This window comes from Micromonospora sp. NBC_00898 (genome assembly GCF_045207895.1).
Lineage (GTDB): Bacteria > Actinomycetota > Actinomycetes > Mycobacteriales > Micromonosporaceae > Micromonospora.
In genome coordinates this window covers 1,343,356-1,356,459 of the sequence record NZ_CP108775.1, presented here as the reverse complement: position 1 = coordinate 1,356,459, position 13,104 = coordinate 1,343,356, and the positions used below count along the sequence as shown (strand labels likewise).

14 protein-coding genes and 4 pseudogenes are annotated in these 13,104 nt (G+C 66.9%); 12 read left to right on the top strand and 6 right to left on the bottom strand.

Going from position 1 to position 13,104, the window contains the following annotated elements:
- Window positions 1–59 precede the first annotated feature (59 nt).
- From OG799_RS06455 to OG799_RS06440, 4 genes and pseudogenes are all read left to right on the top strand, one after another.
- Window positions 60–1,004, top strand: coding sequence for an NADP-dependent oxidoreductase (locus OG799_RS06455; protein WP_406044042.1), 945 nt, complete (start codon window positions 60–62; stop codon window positions 1,002–1,004).
- A gap of 168 nt (window positions 1,005–1,172) precedes the next feature.
- Window positions 1,173–2,438 (top strand): MFS transporter, encoded by a 1,266-nt coding sequence (locus OG799_RS06450; RefSeq protein WP_406044040.1) that lies wholly within the window; start codon window positions 1,173–1,175, stop codon window positions 2,436–2,438.
- 326 nt (window positions 2,439–2,764) lie between these two features.
- A pseudogene (locus OG799_RS06445) lies at window positions 2,765–4,049 on the top strand (IS701 family transposase).
- A gap of 55 nt (window positions 4,050–4,104) precedes the next feature.
- Window positions 4,105–4,335: pseudogene (locus tag OG799_RS06440) on the top strand (murein transglycosylase); the annotation flags it as partial.
- A 171-nt stretch (window positions 4,336–4,506) separates the two neighbouring features.
- Here OG799_RS06440 and OG799_RS06435 read toward each other — a convergent pair.
- Complete coding sequence (locus OG799_RS06435; RefSeq protein ID WP_406044038.1) at window positions 4,507–4,668, bottom strand: GNAT family N-acetyltransferase; 162 nt, start codon at window positions 4,666–4,668, stop codon at window positions 4,507–4,509.
- Between the two features lie 222 nt (window positions 4,669–4,890).
- Between OG799_RS06435 and OG799_RS06430 the strand changes: the two genes are divergently transcribed.
- Complete coding sequence (locus OG799_RS06430; protein ID WP_406044036.1) at window positions 4,891–5,259, top strand: GNAT family N-acetyltransferase; 369 nt, start codon at window positions 4,891–4,893, stop codon at window positions 5,257–5,259.
- Between the two features lie 104 nt (window positions 5,260–5,363).
- Here the strand turns inward: OG799_RS06430 and OG799_RS06425 are convergent, their stop codons facing one another.
- The gene (locus OG799_RS06425; RefSeq protein ID WP_406043997.1) at window positions 5,364–5,693 is read right to left on the bottom strand and encodes a hypothetical protein; all 330 of its coding nucleotides are present in this window, start codon (window positions 5,691–5,693) and stop codon (window positions 5,364–5,366) included.
- A 119-nt stretch (window positions 5,694–5,812) separates the two neighbouring features.
- Here OG799_RS06425 and OG799_RS06420 point away from each other — a divergent pair, with 119 nt between their 5' ends.
- The 4 genes and pseudogenes from OG799_RS06420 (at window position 5,813) to OG799_RS06405 (ending at window position 8,493) form a co-directional block, all read left to right on the top strand.
- Window positions 5,813–6,868 carry an IS630 family transposase gene (locus OG799_RS06420; protein ID WP_406043999.1) on the top strand — a complete coding sequence of 352 codons (1,056 nt, stop codon included), beginning with the start codon at window positions 5,813–5,815 and terminating at the stop codon, window positions 6,866–6,868.
- Window positions 6,869–7,154: 286 nt separating this feature from the next.
- Entirely contained in the window at window positions 7,155–7,466 is a 312-nt protein-coding gene (locus OG799_RS06415) for a transposase (RefSeq protein WP_406044021.1), read from the top strand.
- Window positions 7,463–8,050 (top strand): annotated as a pseudogene (locus tag OG799_RS06410) (IS3 family transposase); the annotation flags it as partial. The gene OG799_RS06415 and the pseudogene OG799_RS06410, both read left to right, overlap by 4 nt.
- Before the next feature lie 65 nt (window positions 8,051–8,115).
- Window positions 8,116–8,493 carry an integrase core domain-containing protein gene (locus OG799_RS06405; protein WP_406044034.1) on the top strand — a complete coding sequence of 126 codons (378 nt, stop codon included), beginning with the start codon at window positions 8,116–8,118 and terminating at the stop codon, window positions 8,491–8,493.
- 120 nt (window positions 8,494–8,613) lie between these two features.
- Here the strand turns inward: OG799_RS06405 and OG799_RS06400 are convergent, their stop codons facing one another.
- The 3 genes from OG799_RS06400 to OG799_RS06390 all read right to left on the bottom strand — a co-directional run bounded on the left by OG799_RS06400 (window position 8,614) and on the right by OG799_RS06390 (window position 10,367).
- Window positions 8,614–9,009, bottom strand: coding sequence for an MmcQ/YjbR family DNA-binding protein (locus tag OG799_RS06400; RefSeq protein WP_109802463.1), 396 nt, complete (start codon window positions 9,007–9,009; stop codon window positions 8,614–8,616).
- Between the two features lie 122 nt (window positions 9,010–9,131).
- Window positions 9,132–9,785 carry a nitroreductase family protein gene (locus OG799_RS06395; RefSeq protein WP_406044031.1) on the bottom strand — a complete coding sequence of 218 codons (654 nt, stop codon included), beginning with the start codon at window positions 9,783–9,785 and terminating at the stop codon, window positions 9,132–9,134.
- Window positions 9,786–9,833: 48 nt separating this feature from the next.
- Window positions 9,834–10,367 carry a carboxymuconolactone decarboxylase family protein gene (locus OG799_RS06390; protein WP_406044029.1) on the bottom strand — a complete coding sequence of 178 codons (534 nt, stop codon included), beginning with the start codon at window positions 10,365–10,367 and terminating at the stop codon, window positions 9,834–9,836.
- Window positions 10,368–10,471: 104 nt separating this feature from the next.
- On the opposite strand from OG799_RS06390, the gene OG799_RS06385 reads away from it, so the two are divergent.
- Together OG799_RS06385 and OG799_RS06380 are read left to right on the top strand one after the other, a co-directional pair.
- Complete coding sequence (locus tag OG799_RS06385; protein ID WP_089015460.1) at window positions 10,472–11,116, top strand: TetR/AcrR family transcriptional regulator; 645 nt, start codon at window positions 10,472–10,474, stop codon at window positions 11,114–11,116.
- A 321-nt stretch (window positions 11,117–11,437) separates the two neighbouring features.
- Entirely contained in the window at window positions 11,438–11,569 is a 132-nt protein-coding gene (locus OG799_RS06380; RefSeq protein ID WP_406044027.1) for a hypothetical protein, read from the top strand.
- A 60-nt stretch (window positions 11,570–11,629) separates the two neighbouring features.
- Here OG799_RS06380 and OG799_RS06375 read toward each other — a convergent pair whose 3' ends face one another.
- Window positions 11,630–11,944, bottom strand: a complete 315-nt coding sequence (locus OG799_RS06375) for a hypothetical protein (protein WP_406044025.1) — start codon at window positions 11,942–11,944, stop codon at window positions 11,630–11,632.
- 103 nt (window positions 11,945–12,047) lie between these two features.
- Between OG799_RS06375 and OG799_RS06370 the strand changes: the two are divergent.
- A pseudogene (locus tag OG799_RS06370) lies at window positions 12,048–13,082 on the top strand (IS630 family transposase); the annotation flags it as partial.
- Between the last annotated feature and the right edge of the window lie 22 nt (window positions 13,083–13,104).

Sequence of the window (13,104 nt, the reverse complement as noted above, 5' to 3'; positions counted from 1 at the left end):
AGACCCCCGTTACGTCATAACGGGGGTAGACGAGGACTGTTACTGAGAGAGGTAGTCAGATGAAAGCGATCGTGGTGACGGACCGGGCCGCGGGAACGGCGGGGATGACGCTGGTGGAGCGGCCCGAGCCGGACGCGGCGAGGCTCGCCAGTCTTGAGGGCGCGAACTACGGCGATGTCGTCGTTGAAGTTCATGCGTCGGGATTCACCGGGAATGAGCTGGAGTGGCCCTCGACCTGGATCGATCGCCTCGGCCGTGACCGGACGCCGTCGATCCCCGGCCACGAGGTGGCCGGTGTGGTCACCGCCCTCAGCTATGGCACAACCGGCCTGTCGGTGGGACAGCGGGTGTTCGGCATCACGGACTGGACACGCGACGGCACCCTCGCGGAGTACACAGTCGTCGAGGCACGCAACCTCGCACCGCTGCCGGGCGACGTCGACTTCACGGTGGGCGCTGGCGTCGCGATGGCGGGCCTGACCGCGTGGCAGGGACTGTTCGATCACGGCCACCTCCTGGCGGGGCAGAGCGTCCTGGTGCACGGCGCGGCCGGCGCAGTCGGTTCGATGGCGACGCAGCTCGCCCGTCAGGCCGGCGCCTACGTCATCGGCACCGGACGTGCCAGCGGCCGGCAGACCGCAGTCGACTTCGGCGCGCACGAGTTCGTCGACCTCGACAACGACACCCTGGAAGACGTCGGCGGAGTCGATCTGGTCTTCGATGTCATCGGCGGCGACATCCAGAAGCGGTCCGCGGGTCTGGTTCGAGCCGGAGGAACGCTGGTGACCGTCACCGGGCCGCCGGAGGCGCGGCCCGCTGACGGCCTGGCGATCGACTTCGTTGTCGTGTCCGACCGCGCCCAGCTAGGTGAGATCGTCCGGCGGGTCCGGGACGGACGCGTGCGGACGAACATCCGCACCGTCGCGGCCCTCGACGACGCCGTCGCCGCCCTCAACCCGATCGAGCGGACCAAGGGGAAGACGATCATCCGCGTCCGTCCATAAGGACTCGGAGGCAGCAACCGGGCCCTCGTGGATCAGCGTCAGCTACGTGGTCAGGGTCGGACGACTCGTAGGGAACACCTCAGCGGACTAGTCAAGTGTCTGGTGCGCACCCACCCGAAGCCTCCAGAAACTCCGGGGCGGTTCAGAATAAGAGAAAGGCACGCATCGATGCAAAGCATCGCACCGGCGATCAACCAGGCTCGCCGGGGCAGAACGCTCCGGCTGGCATTCTTATCCGCGGTGGTCTCCCTGGTGGCCTCGTTTGCCGCGTCGGCCGCGCCAATCCCCCTGTTCAACATCTACCGGGCCGAGGACGGGTTCACCAACGCCGACATCTCGATGGCCGTTGTCACCACCTCCGTCGGCACTATCGCCGCACTGTTGGTGCTGGGGCGACTGTCCACTCACCTGGGCCGACGGCTCACCGCGATCGCCAGCCTCGGCCTGCTCCTGCTGGGCTGTCTGCTGCTGCTGAACGTGCATGACATCGGCACCCTGCTGGCCGGTCGGCTACTGATGGGCGTCGGTACCGGGTTGGCCAGCAGCAGCCTCACCTCCTACATCGTCGACGCCGCACCCACCAGGCCGGAGTGGTTGGCCTCCGTCGCCTCCAGCCAGGGACCCATGCTCGGCCTCACCCTCGGCGCCATCGCCTCCGGCGCCCTGGTCCAGTTCGGCCCCTGGCCACGCGACCTCATCTACCTGGTTTGCGCCGGTCTCCTCGTACTATCTGCCGCACTCATCGTCATCAGCCCGGAAACCGCAAAGCCGACGCCGGGCGCTTGGCGATCGCTGTTACCCCGGGTCCGCGTACCGGCCCGGGTCAGGCATTTGCTCCCTGTCGCGGCAGCGGTGTTCCTGGCCACCTGGCCGACCGGGGCTTTCTACCAGGCCCTCGTGCCCGCGCTGGTCGAAGATCAGCTCCACACCCACAGCCCGCTCATCCTCGGACTGTCGTTCGCCGCCTACATGGCCCCCAGCGTTCTCGGCGCTCCCCTCGGCGGCCGGTTCACATCCGCGGCGGCCCAACGCATCGGCATGATCATCTTCCTGACCGGATGGATCGGCATCATCACAGCGATCGCCATCGGCACGCTGGCGTTGTTCATCGCCGCAACCATCGTCGCCGGCGCCGGTCAAGGCATCGCCATCAGCGGCGCCACCCGCGGCCTGCTGCACGACAGCACCCTGGCCGACCGGGCACCGATCTTCAGCGCGATCTACCTCCTCTGCTACAGCGGCGCCGCCTTCCCCAGCCTCATCTCCGGGGAACTCTCGAACACCTTCCCGCTACCGCAGATCGCCCTCGGATACGGCGGGCTTGCCATCGTCGCCACCCTGTTCACTGTCCTCGCTGCACGCAACCCGTACACCGACACGACCAGGAACAGCCAACATGGTGAGTTAATCAAAGTGATCGATAGGAACACCTGATGACCAACTGGACAACCGGCGAGCTCGACTGGATCGGAAGCTCGCCAGTCTGGGAGCCATCGGGCTGACGCTTGCCGTACATCAACTTCCACAGGGCACCGTGGGCAACGCCTGAGCGTACGGCGATGGTCTTCAGACCCCCTGGCACCGCGAAATTCACCGACACCGACCACGGCTAGTACGGCAGCCGCCGCTTGAGATGCCGCTGGTGGAGCGGGGTGGACGCGAGGCGGCCACCGCGTGATCGTCTGCACGTTGTGGACATAACTTCAGATCTGGCGGTGGCCGCGTGCCACAGGGTAAACCCTGCCGGGTGGCAGCGGGTTTTGGTCGGGGTGCTCGCCTCGCTCGCGGGCCGGTTCGGGCGGGTCGAGCCGCGTCGGGCGGCGGCGGCGTTCGTGACCGGCCTGCTGGCCGAGATCGAGGTGAAGGCGTGTTGGCAGTTGGCGGAGCAGGCCGGACATGCCCGGCCTGATGCGATGCAGCGGCTGTTGTATCGGGCGGTGTGGGACGCCGACGCCGTCCGCGATGACCTGCGTCAGGTGATCGTCGATCGGTTCGGTGACCGGGACGCGGTTTGGTCGTTGACGAGACCGGCGATTTGAAGAAGGGCGTTCGGTCGGGGTGCAACGTCAGTACACCGGCACCGCAGGGCGGATCGAGAACGCGCAGGTCGGGGTGTTCCTCGGCTACGCCAGCGGGCACGGTCACACCCTGATCGACCGACGCGTGTATCTGCCGGTGTCGTGGACCGAGGACCGGGACCGCTGCCAGGGCGCCGGTGTCCCGGACGAGGTCCAGTTCGCCACGAAGTCCGAGTTGGCCGCCGACATGATCACCGCAGCCGTCGACGCCGGCGTGCCGGTGGCTTGGGCCGCCGCGGACGAGGCCTACGGCAACAGCAGTGTCTTCCGCGCCCACCTGCGCGAACACCGGTTGGGCTATGTACTGGCCGTGTCCCGCAGCCACCTGGTGCCCCTCGACGGCGGAAAGGTCAAGGTTCGTGCCGACCGGGTCGCCACCGAACTACCCGCCTCGGCGTGGCAGCGCCGCAGCGCCGGGGCCGGGTCGAAAGGTTCCCGCTTCTACGACTGGGCCTGGCTGGATCAGGTCACCACTGACGCCGACCCCGACGACGGCGGCCGGCACAGCCTCCTGATCAGGCGCAACACCTCCACCGCGGAGTTGGCCTTCTACCGGTGCTGGACCCCACGCCCGGCCACCCTCGCGCAGCTCGTGCGGGTGGCAGGGATCCGCTGGACCGTCGAAGAAGCCTTCCAAGCCGCCAAGAGTCAGGTCGGCCTGGACCAGCACCAGGTCCGCCGCTGGAACTCCTGGCACCGCTTCACCATCCTCGCCCTGGCCGCCCTCGCCGTCCTGGCGGTCTGCGCCGCCGACGCCGCCACCAGTGAAGCCGACAACGACCCGGGGCACACCGGGCTGATCAAGCTGACGGTCAACGAAGTCCGCCGCCTGATCAACACCTTCGTCATCCGGCCGATCAGCGACCTCGCCCACCGATTGCACTGGTCACAGTGGCGGCGCCGCCATCAAGCCCGAGCCCGACGATCCCACTACACCCGACGCCTCAACCTCGAACTCCAGCCATGATCCCGAACGGCGGCTGCCGTACTAGTACGACGGCGGCACCACCTGGGACCACGCGGTCGGCCCGATGCAGTTCATCCCGTCTACGTGGGCGCAGGCCGAACAGGACGGCAACAAGGACGGTGCCAAGGACATCAACCAGATCGACGACGCCGCGCTGGCGGCAGCGATGCATCTGTGTGATGTCGGCGGCGACCTCTCGCTCGCGCAGAACTGGATCACCGCCATCAGCGCCTACAACGACGCCGTCGACTACAACAACAAGGTCGCTGATGCCGCGAACCAGTAAGCGAGCCCGCACTGACGGGCACGACGCGGCCGGAGCGTCCGTGTGAGGGAGCGTCCCACCGGCGCGGGTGAGGCTGTCGCGGACACGGCGGCAGCATTGACCGCCAGCCGGGTCTACCTCTCGCGGGGCGGTTCAAACCTTGGTCTGGCTCTGGCTCAGGTCTTCCAAGGCTTAGCGCGCCAGGGCCGAAGCGATGCCCCGATGCCGTTGGTCTTCGTCCACGTAAGAGTGCGTGAGCGAGACCCGCCCGCCGGTAGTCTCGTAAGCCAGGTTACCGACGACCCGGCCATCGATCAGCGCCTCGTAGAGGCGGATGGTCTCGTCCTTGCGCACCTCAACGGTGCCGGTGATCGCTCCATGTTCTCTTCTCGCCTCGTTCGTCTTCGGTCGATGGCCTCGAGCAGTTCTCGCCAAGCGCGCGAACGGACCACCTAGTCCAAACGTACGGCACTCGGGCGGTGCATGGCGAGCAGCCAAATGCCATACTTGGACTTCAAGGTCCGACGTGGGCCTGTCTGATCGCGCGGCGTAACTACACGTTGGAAGGGTGAGCCGATGAGCAGTGAAGGACAAGCACTGGTAGCCGAGGAGCTGATCGACAGCCTCGATCATGGCCGCTTTGAGCTCTACCGCGACAGCGAGCTAGTCGGCTGGCTCTACTACACCCACCTGAAGCCCAACCGGTACGCCCTCCGGCACACCGAAGTCGAGTCGAGTCATCAACACCAGGGCGTGGCGGGCGCGATGGTGCGGCGAGTATTCGACGAGATCCGCGCCCGCGAGGGCACGATCACCGCAATCTGCCCCTTTGTGGTCGACTACCTCTCGCGAACGACCACCTATGTCGATCTGATCGACGCCCGACACCCCGGCTACTCCGATCGTGCTGCTGCCGAGTCGGCGCGGGCGACGGCCGGTGGCTGAGACTACCGGGCCGAGCGCCGGAGACCCCCCGGACAAGCCCTATCGCGGCCTCACGACGTTGTCGCGCGGTGCCCTAGTGCAGCTCCGCGTTAATCCTTGAGGGGTCAGGACCAGGCGGTGGGGTCGCCGAGGTAGAGGCCGCAGGCGCAGTCGATGGCCTCTTCGGGGGTGCCAACGGGTTGGCCGTTGGGTAGGAACGAGTCCTCGTAGCCGTCGCGGCTGGCCAGGTGGATGGCGAAGCCCCACCGGTCGGCGCTGCCGGTGTAGCGCAGCCGGCACAGGGGCCAGATGTCACCATCCTCGTCGGCGTCGATGTAGGCGTAATCGCCGCGGAAGCGCACCACGAGGCGGGTCAACTGGGGCCAGCGGGCCGCCCGGTGTGTCTCCACCCGGTCGGCGAGGGTGGCCTTGACGGCGTCGGTCGGTCGCACCATGCCGTTCATCGTGCCCGACCACGGTGTGTCGCACCGCGTGGCTCCCGTCGGCGTTGGTACAGATCCTCTTCGCGTGGCCGAGATCATCCCCCGGCCGGTCACGCGGAGAGGTCACTCCTATGCCGCCCCGCGCCCGGAGCGTGGTCATCGACGCTGAACACCGTCCCCGGCTGGAGGCCCTGGCGCGATCGCGGACCGCCCCGCTGCGCGACGTCCAACGGGCCCGCATCGTCCTGGCCGCCGCCGACGGCGCCTCCAACGCCGCGATCGCCCGGGACCTGTCGATCAGGGAGTCCACGGTCCGTACCTGGCGGGGGCGGTTCGCCGAACACGGAATGGCCGGGCTGGGCGACCGGCTACGCCCGGGACGACCCCCGATCTACGGCCCGGACACGCACCTGCGGATCGTGGCTGCCGTCACCAGCGAGCTGCCCGAGGCGGACACCGTATGGTCGCATCGGCTGCTGGCCGAGCACCTGCACGAAGACGGGATCAGCGCCTCCCAGATCGGGCGGATCCTGGCCGATCTGGACCTCAAGCCCCACCGGGTGCGCGGCTGGTTGACCCGCCGCCCGGATCCGGCCTTCTTTACCAAGGCCGCCGAGGTCTGCGACCTGTACCTACACCGACCCGACGGATCCGTGGTCATCTGCGTTGACGAGAAGACCGCGATCGCCGCCCGCAGCCGCAAGCACCCCGACCAGCCCTGCCGAGCGGGCCGAATCGCCCGCCGCGAGTTCGAGTACGTCCGCCACGGCACCGTCTCGATCATCGCAGCCCTGTATGTCCACAGCGGCCAGGTCCACACCGAACGCATTGGCCGCAACAACTCAGATACCTTCATCGACTTCCTGACCAGGCTCGACCAGCGCATCGACCCGACACTGACCATCCACCTCGTGCTGGACAACGGCTCCTCACACACCTCGAAGGCCACCCGCAAGTGGCTGCGGGACCACCCCCGGTTCCAGCCGCACTACACCCCCGCCCACGCCTCGTGGCTGGACCAGGCCGAGCTGTTCTTCTCGATCCTGACCCGCCGGCTGCTCCGCCGAGGCGAGTTCACCTCCCAACAAGACCTCGCCGACCGGATCGACAAGTTCGTCACCGTCTACAACCGGACCGCCAAGCCCTTCCGATGGACCTACGACGGCCGACCACTCAAAGCAGCCTGATCCCTCAAGGATTAACGCGGAGCTGCACTAGTTCCTCCGCAGCATTCTGGGAGATCAACCGCAGCGCGCGATAGCCGCGACTGAACGTGTATCACCCGCTACACGGATCAGACAGACGTTCCTCTTAACCGTCTCGGGCTGGCACTTCCGCCTTGGGTGATGTGCGCGATGTGTGCTCTCCATCGGTTGCCGTTCTGGGTCAACAGGCGCGAGTTCGAGCTGAGCCACCCCCGCTTTCATGGAGCTTCTTGATCATGGTCTGATGGTCGTGGGGAGGAAGTCGTCCGTGGCAGCACCGAAGAAGTACCCCGACGAGCTACGTCAGCGTGCTGTGCGCTTGTACCGCGAGTCGGACCCGAAGCCGGTCATCCGGCGTCTTGCCGGGCAGCTTGGTGTGCATCACGAGGCGTTGCGGAACTGGATCCGGCAGGCCGAGGCCGATACGGGTGAGCGTCACGACCGGCCCACCGGCGAGATGGCCGAGGAGAACCGCCGGCTGCGCAAGGAAGTCGCCGAGCTGCGGCGGGCGAACGAGATTCTGAAGGCGGCGAGCGCGTATTTCGCGGCGGAGCTCGACCCGACCCGGCGACGGTCATGACGTTCATTTATGAACACCGTGGCCAGTTCGCGGTCGCGCTCCTGCTACGGGTCCTGAACATCGGCGCCTCGAGCTACTACGCGTGGGTCAAGCAGGTCGAACAGCCCTGCGACCGGGACGTGGTCGACCTGGGGCTGATCTCCAACATCCACGAGATCTGGGAGGCGTCCGGGCACACCTACGGCGCGGACCGGGTGCACCGGCAGCTACGCCGCGACGGCATCCGCGTCGGCCGCAAGCGAGTCGAGCGGCTGATGGCCGACCAGGGCTGGCAGGGCGCGTTCCTGCGCCGCGGCTGGCGCGGCGGCTCCACGAAGCAGGACCCACGGCACTCGCCGGCACCGGATCTGGTCAACCGGCAGTTCACCGCCGACGGGCCGAACCGGCTCTGGGTCGCCGACGCCACCCGCATCCCCTGCGGCGAGGGCGTGTTCTGGCTCGCCGCCGTCCGCGACGCGTTCTCCCGCCGGATCGTCGGGTGGAAGACCTCCGACCGCTGCGACACCGACCTGATCCTCGCCGCCCTCGAATACGGCATCTGGTCCCGCGACGTCCGCGACGGCCAGCTGATCCACCACAGCGACAGGGGATCGAGTACACCGCCGCCGACTACGCCAAGGCCTGCCGCCGGCTGGGCGTCCTGCAGTCGATGGGCCGGGTCGGCTGCGCCCTGGACAACGCCGCCGCCGAAGCGTTCAACTCCACCATCAAGGTCGAATACATCCACCGGCAACGGTTCCGCACCCGATCCGAGGCCCGGCTCAAGATCGCCACCTGGATCGTCGACTTCTACAACGTCCGCAGACGTCACAGCGCCTGCGACGGCATGTCACCCGTCGACTACGAACGCTTCATCGCCGAAGCCCGCGGGCCACCTGATGTTGGGCGAAGTCCCAAGATCAGCATAGGTTTCTGGCTTGTCGAAGGTCAAGAACCGAAGATCGGAACACGGCGTGCGTTTGACCAGGGTATTTCATCGGCAGGTGGGGTTCGATCGCGCGGTCGTCGAGGACGTATGCCTCGATGAGGACGCCGACGGTGAGGTCCTCGTTGTTGCGGCCCGGCCACGTAAGGGCGCCATGCGCCGGTGCGGGCGCTGCTCGGATGAGGGGCAACAGCGCTCTGTGCGCGGTCGGCGTCAGCGTGATCAGTCGGCGGAGGGCGGGACGCGGAACGAAGCGGGATTGACGGGACGGCTCTGCTTCGGCAGGCCGGCGACGACGAGGAGGTACGACTCGGTCACGAGATTGTCGACAAGCGCGGGCTCGACGTCCGCACCCGCCCGCACCGTGATCCAGTGCTTCTTGTTCATGTGGTAGCCGGGCGAGATGCTCGCGTGAGCTGCGCGGAGCGCCTCCGCGTCGGATGGATCCGCTTTCAGGATCACGACGGGCTCGCCGGGCATGGACGTCTGCAGCATGAACACCTTGCCGCCGACTTTCCATACCTCCCAGTCGCCGGTGAACTGGTGTGTGTGCTCGGAGCCGGGAAGCTCGGCGGCGCGGGCCGCGGCTCGATCCTGCACTGCCTTATCAATCTGCATCTTGACCTCCTCGAAGTCGTTAGGGGGTCGATTGCCCGGCGTCCGTCGAGGAGGTGCGGACGCCGGGCAACCGAGTCGAAGTGAACGGGGCCGGCACCGCGGTCCGATGTCCGCCCCGTCCGTCACATGTGCGTGAAGATCTTCTCCGCGTCGAACCGCGAGACCGGCTGGCGGGAGACCCGAGCCTCGTCGGGGTAGCCGAGCACCAGAAGCAGCGTGGTCGTGTAGTCGGTGTCGGTCAGGTCGAAGGCCGCGTCCACGGTCGTGCGGTCGAAGCCCTCGAGCGGCGTCGCGTCCACCCCGAGGGATGCGGCGGCCATCATCGTGGCGCCGACGACGAGGTAGGTGTTCTTCTCAAGCCAGTGGAGCACGTCCCCGCCATAGTTCTCCGTCTGGATCTCCACGAAGTTGGAGGCGCCCGCCTCCCATCCCTTCTGGATCTCCGGGTCGGCGAAGCGCCCGTCGGCGCGCTCCTTCTCGAAGATCTCCTGCAGGTGCGTGTCGGGGATGTCCTTGCGCGTCGTGAAGATGATGGCGTGCGACGCGTTGCGCACCTTCTCCGCGTTGTCCGCGAAGCGGCCGACCAGTGCGTCCGCGAGCTTGTCCTTGCCATCCTGCGTCTCCAGCACGTGGAAACGGTTCGGCTGGATGTTGATCGTCGTCGGCGAGGTGCGCAGGTAACGCAGCAGCTGCTGGAACGTCTCCTCCGGGATCCTCTTGCTCGGGTCGAAGTAGCGGGTGAGGTGCTTCGTGATCAGCTTGTCGAGATTCAACATCGTGCTTTCTGTCGTCTGAACGGCGGGTGGAGAGGAAAGTCAGGCCGACTAGTGGTCGGCGCCGGGGACGTCGACGACGGCGTCGCTGACGTTGTTGAGGTAGTTCGTGAGCAGGGTGACGACCACGATCGTGACGATCGCCTGGATCTCCGGGTCGATATACCCGACCTCGCGGATCGCTGCGAGGTCCTCGTCGCTGACCTGGCCACGCGTCTCGATCACGTGCTGCGCGAACTTCGCGACGGCGGCGCGCTTCGGGTCGCTGGACGTGCCCATGCGGGCGAGCTCAATCTCCTCCGCCGACATACCGCCGAGGTTCGACGAGATGAAACCGTGGAGTGCCTGGCAGTAGTGGCAGCCGTTCGACTGAGAGACCGCGAGGGCGATCGTGTGGCGCGTCTTCGCGTCCAGGAGCTTCGCGATGCTGCCCTGCAGGCCCATCACGATCTCGAGCACGGTCGGGTTCGCGGCGAGCGTGGTGAACATGCTGGGCGCGAAGCCGAACTGCTTCGCGATGGCGTCGAGCGCGCCCTGCGTCTTCGCGTCCATGTCGGCGCGCGCGGGAGCGGTCAGGCGAGACATGGGGATGAACCTCCGGGTGACTGTACTGGACCATTTCGTCCACTCGCTTGAGTGAACACCATTGAAAATGGGTTGCCAAGCCCAGTTTGTGTTATGTTGATTACATGCAGGTGAACAACGGGGCGGATGCAGCCCAGAAGCTCACTCCCAAGGGCCAGGCCACGCGCGAGCGAATACTGGAGCACGCGGCGGCGTTGATCTACGGCAAAGGGGTCCACGCAACCAACAACGAGCTCGTCCGCCGCGCTGCAGGCGTGAGTGGATCGCAGCTGAGTCACTACTTCCCCACCAAGGAGAGCCTCGTCCTGGCGGTCATCGACTGGCATGCCGACAGCGTCCTCGGCTTCCATCGCAGCGAACGGTTTGCCAGCTTCGACACCGTCGAGGCGTTCCAGGACTGGACGGACTTCTACGTCCTCTCGGGGCGTCCGTTCGAGGACGGCTGCAGCCTCGGCTCGCTCGCGAGCGAGATCGTCAAGACCGATCTCGACGTGCACGACCGGCTCGCGGAGGTGTTCGCGCAGTGGCGCGAGATCTTCCGCGTCGGGCTCGATCGCATGCGGCAACTCGGCCGCATCGACGCGTCCGCCGACCCCGCGCGGCTCGCCGACATGTTCCTCGCGGCGTATCAAGGCGGCATGCTCCTCGCTCAGGTCGCCCGGGACATCGGCCCCCTGCAGGACGCGCTCTCTGCGGCGGTTGACCATCTGCGGACGTTCGTGACGTCTGACGACCAGCACATGGGCTGACGCGGCGCATCCGAGCCTCGGGTGTCGGAGCGCGGAAGAAGGTCTGGCGAGCTGGTAAGACGACCACGTCGGGCGACGCGAAAGGGCGTCCGCTCTGTTAGCAGAACCGGACGGCTCGCCGACATCCAGCCTCACCCATTCATGGGCTCGATGGCGTGATGGCTGATTGCCGGCCCTGACGTGAAGGAGGTGCCGTCCTACCTGGAATGATCTGGATTGCCTAGATCGAGAATCTTCCAGAAGGGCGGCACCTGCCAGGTGAAGCGTACGACATCGACCAGGTTGCGTATGAAGGCTGCGCGTGCCAAACGATTGCGGCGTATGCGACGCATCGAACAACACGCCAACGCCTGGGCCCGCGGACTGACGCTGACCACCGGGGCGTCCGGGCTGATCGGTGCGGTCGGCGCCCCGTTGCTGCGGCTGCTGGCCGAACAGTCCGGGCTGCGCTAAGTGGTCTGCGCCGTAAGTTCTTCGGGGGTTGGTGGTTCGGGGCTCGTGTGCTGTTCGTGATCAGGGGGCGATGGGTCCCACGTGGAGATCGCAGACCAGGTCGAAGACTTCTTCGGTGCTGGCACTGAGCCAGATCTGGTTCTCGTACTTGTCCTTGCTGGCCACGTAGATGGCCGTGCCCCACCGGTGGGCGGATCCGCCGTAGCGCAGCCGCATCAGCGGTAGCCGTTCACCATCGGTCAGCTCACCGTCGACGTAGGCGAATTGGCCGTGATAGCGCACGTGAACAGCGACCAGCTGAGGCCAGTTGTCCTTGGCGTGCGCGCGCAGCCGCTGAGCCAGCGAGGTCTTGGTGGACTCGGGAATGGTGGGCATGGGCCACATCTTGCCGTCCGGGCGTGTCCCACGCCCACCAGCGGCACAGATCACGGCATTCTCGGCGGGTCCCTGAACAAGATCACCGAACGAAGGCCTGCCCGTGCCCGCCCCCCGCGCACGCCAGATCACGCTGACCGCCACCGAACGGCGAAAGCTCAAACAGCTGGCCTACTCCCACACCGCCGCCTACCAGCAGGTGATCCGCGCCCAGATCGTGCGGGACGCGGCGCACGGCTACTCCAACGCGAAGATCTCCCACCGCCAAGGCGTGAACATCGACACCGTGCGCCGCTGGCGCGGCCGATACGCCGACGAGGGCATAGCAGGGCTGGCCGACCGGCGACGCTGCGGGCGGCCACCCCGGTTCACCCCCGTACAGGTGGCCGAGGTCAAAGCATTGGCCTGCCAACTCCCGGCCGAAACCGGGCTGCCGCTGTCGAGGTGGAACTGCCCGGACCTGGCCAGCGAGATCGTGGGCCGCGGCATCGCGCCGGCGATCTCGGCCTCCACCGTCCGCCGGATCCTGGCCCATGACGCCCTCAAGCCCTGGCAGTACCAGTCCTGGATCTTCATCCGCGACCCGAACTTCGCCGCCAAGGCCACCCGCGTGCTCGACCTGTACGCGCGGACCTACGACGGCATCCCCCTCGGCCCGCACGAGTACGTGATCTCCAGCGACGAGAAGACCAGCATCCAGGCCCGCTGCCGCTGCCACCCCACCCTGCCACCCGGCGCCGCCCGCACCATGCGGGTCAACCACGAATACGACCGCGGCGGCGCCCTGGCCTACCTGGCCGCCTACGACGTCCACCAAGCCCGCGTCTTCGGGCACTGCTCGGCCAAGACCGGGATCACACCGTTCATGACCCTGGTCGAACAGGTCATGAGCCAAGAGCCCTACGCCTCGGCGAAACGGGTGTTCTGGGTCGTGGACAACGGCTCCTCCCACCGAGGTCAAGCCGCGATCGACCGCCTCAAGAAACGGATTCCGAACGCCGTCATGGTCCACACCCCCGTGCACGCGTCCTGGCTGAACCAGATCGAGATCTACTTCTCGATCGTCCAGCGCAAGGTCGTCACACCCAACGACTTCACCAGCCTTGACCAGGTCGAAGACCGGCTCATCGCCTTCGAGCAGCGCTACAACGCGACCGCCC

Coding starts and splice junctions, on each gene's coding strand:
- OG799_RS06455 (WP_406044042.1), top strand. CDS start 60: ATGAAAGCGATCGTGGTGACGGACCGGGCCGCGGGAACGGCGGGGATG.
- OG799_RS06450 (WP_406044040.1), top strand. CDS start 1,173: ATGCAAAGCATCGCACCGGCGATCAACCAGGCTCGCCGGGGCAGAACG.
- OG799_RS06430 (WP_406044036.1), top strand. CDS start 4,891: ATGAGCAGTGAAGGACAAGCACTGGTAGCCGAGGAGCTGATCGACAGC.
- OG799_RS06425 (WP_406043997.1), bottom strand. CDS start 5,693: ATGGTGCGACCGACCGACGCCGTCAAGGCCACCCTCGCCGACCGGGTG.
- OG799_RS06420 (WP_406043999.1), top strand. CDS start 5,813: ATGCCGCCCCGCGCCCGGAGCGTGGTCATCGACGCTGAACACCGTCCC.
- OG799_RS06405 (WP_406044034.1), top strand. CDS start 8,116: ATGGGCCGGGTCGGCTGCGCCCTGGACAACGCCGCCGCCGAAGCGTTC.
- OG799_RS06400 (WP_109802463.1), bottom strand. CDS start 9,009: ATGCAGATTGATAAGGCAGTGCAGGATCGAGCCGCGGCCCGCGCCGCC.
- OG799_RS06395 (WP_406044031.1), bottom strand. CDS start 9,785: ATGTTGAATCTCGACAAGCTGATCACGAAGCACCTCACCCGCTACTTC.
- OG799_RS06390 (WP_406044029.1), bottom strand. CDS start 10,367: ATGTCTCGCCTGACCGCTCCCGCGCGCGCCGACATGGACGCGAAGACG.
- OG799_RS06385 (WP_089015460.1), top strand. CDS start 10,472: ATGCAGGTGAACAACGGGGCGGATGCAGCCCAGAAGCTCACTCCCAAG.
- OG799_RS06380 (WP_406044027.1), top strand. CDS start 11,438: ATGCGACGCATCGAACAACACGCCAACGCCTGGGCCCGCGGACTGACG.
- OG799_RS06375 (WP_406044025.1), bottom strand. CDS start 11,944: ATGCCCACCATTCCCGAGTCCACCAAGACCTCGCTGGCTCAGCGGCTG.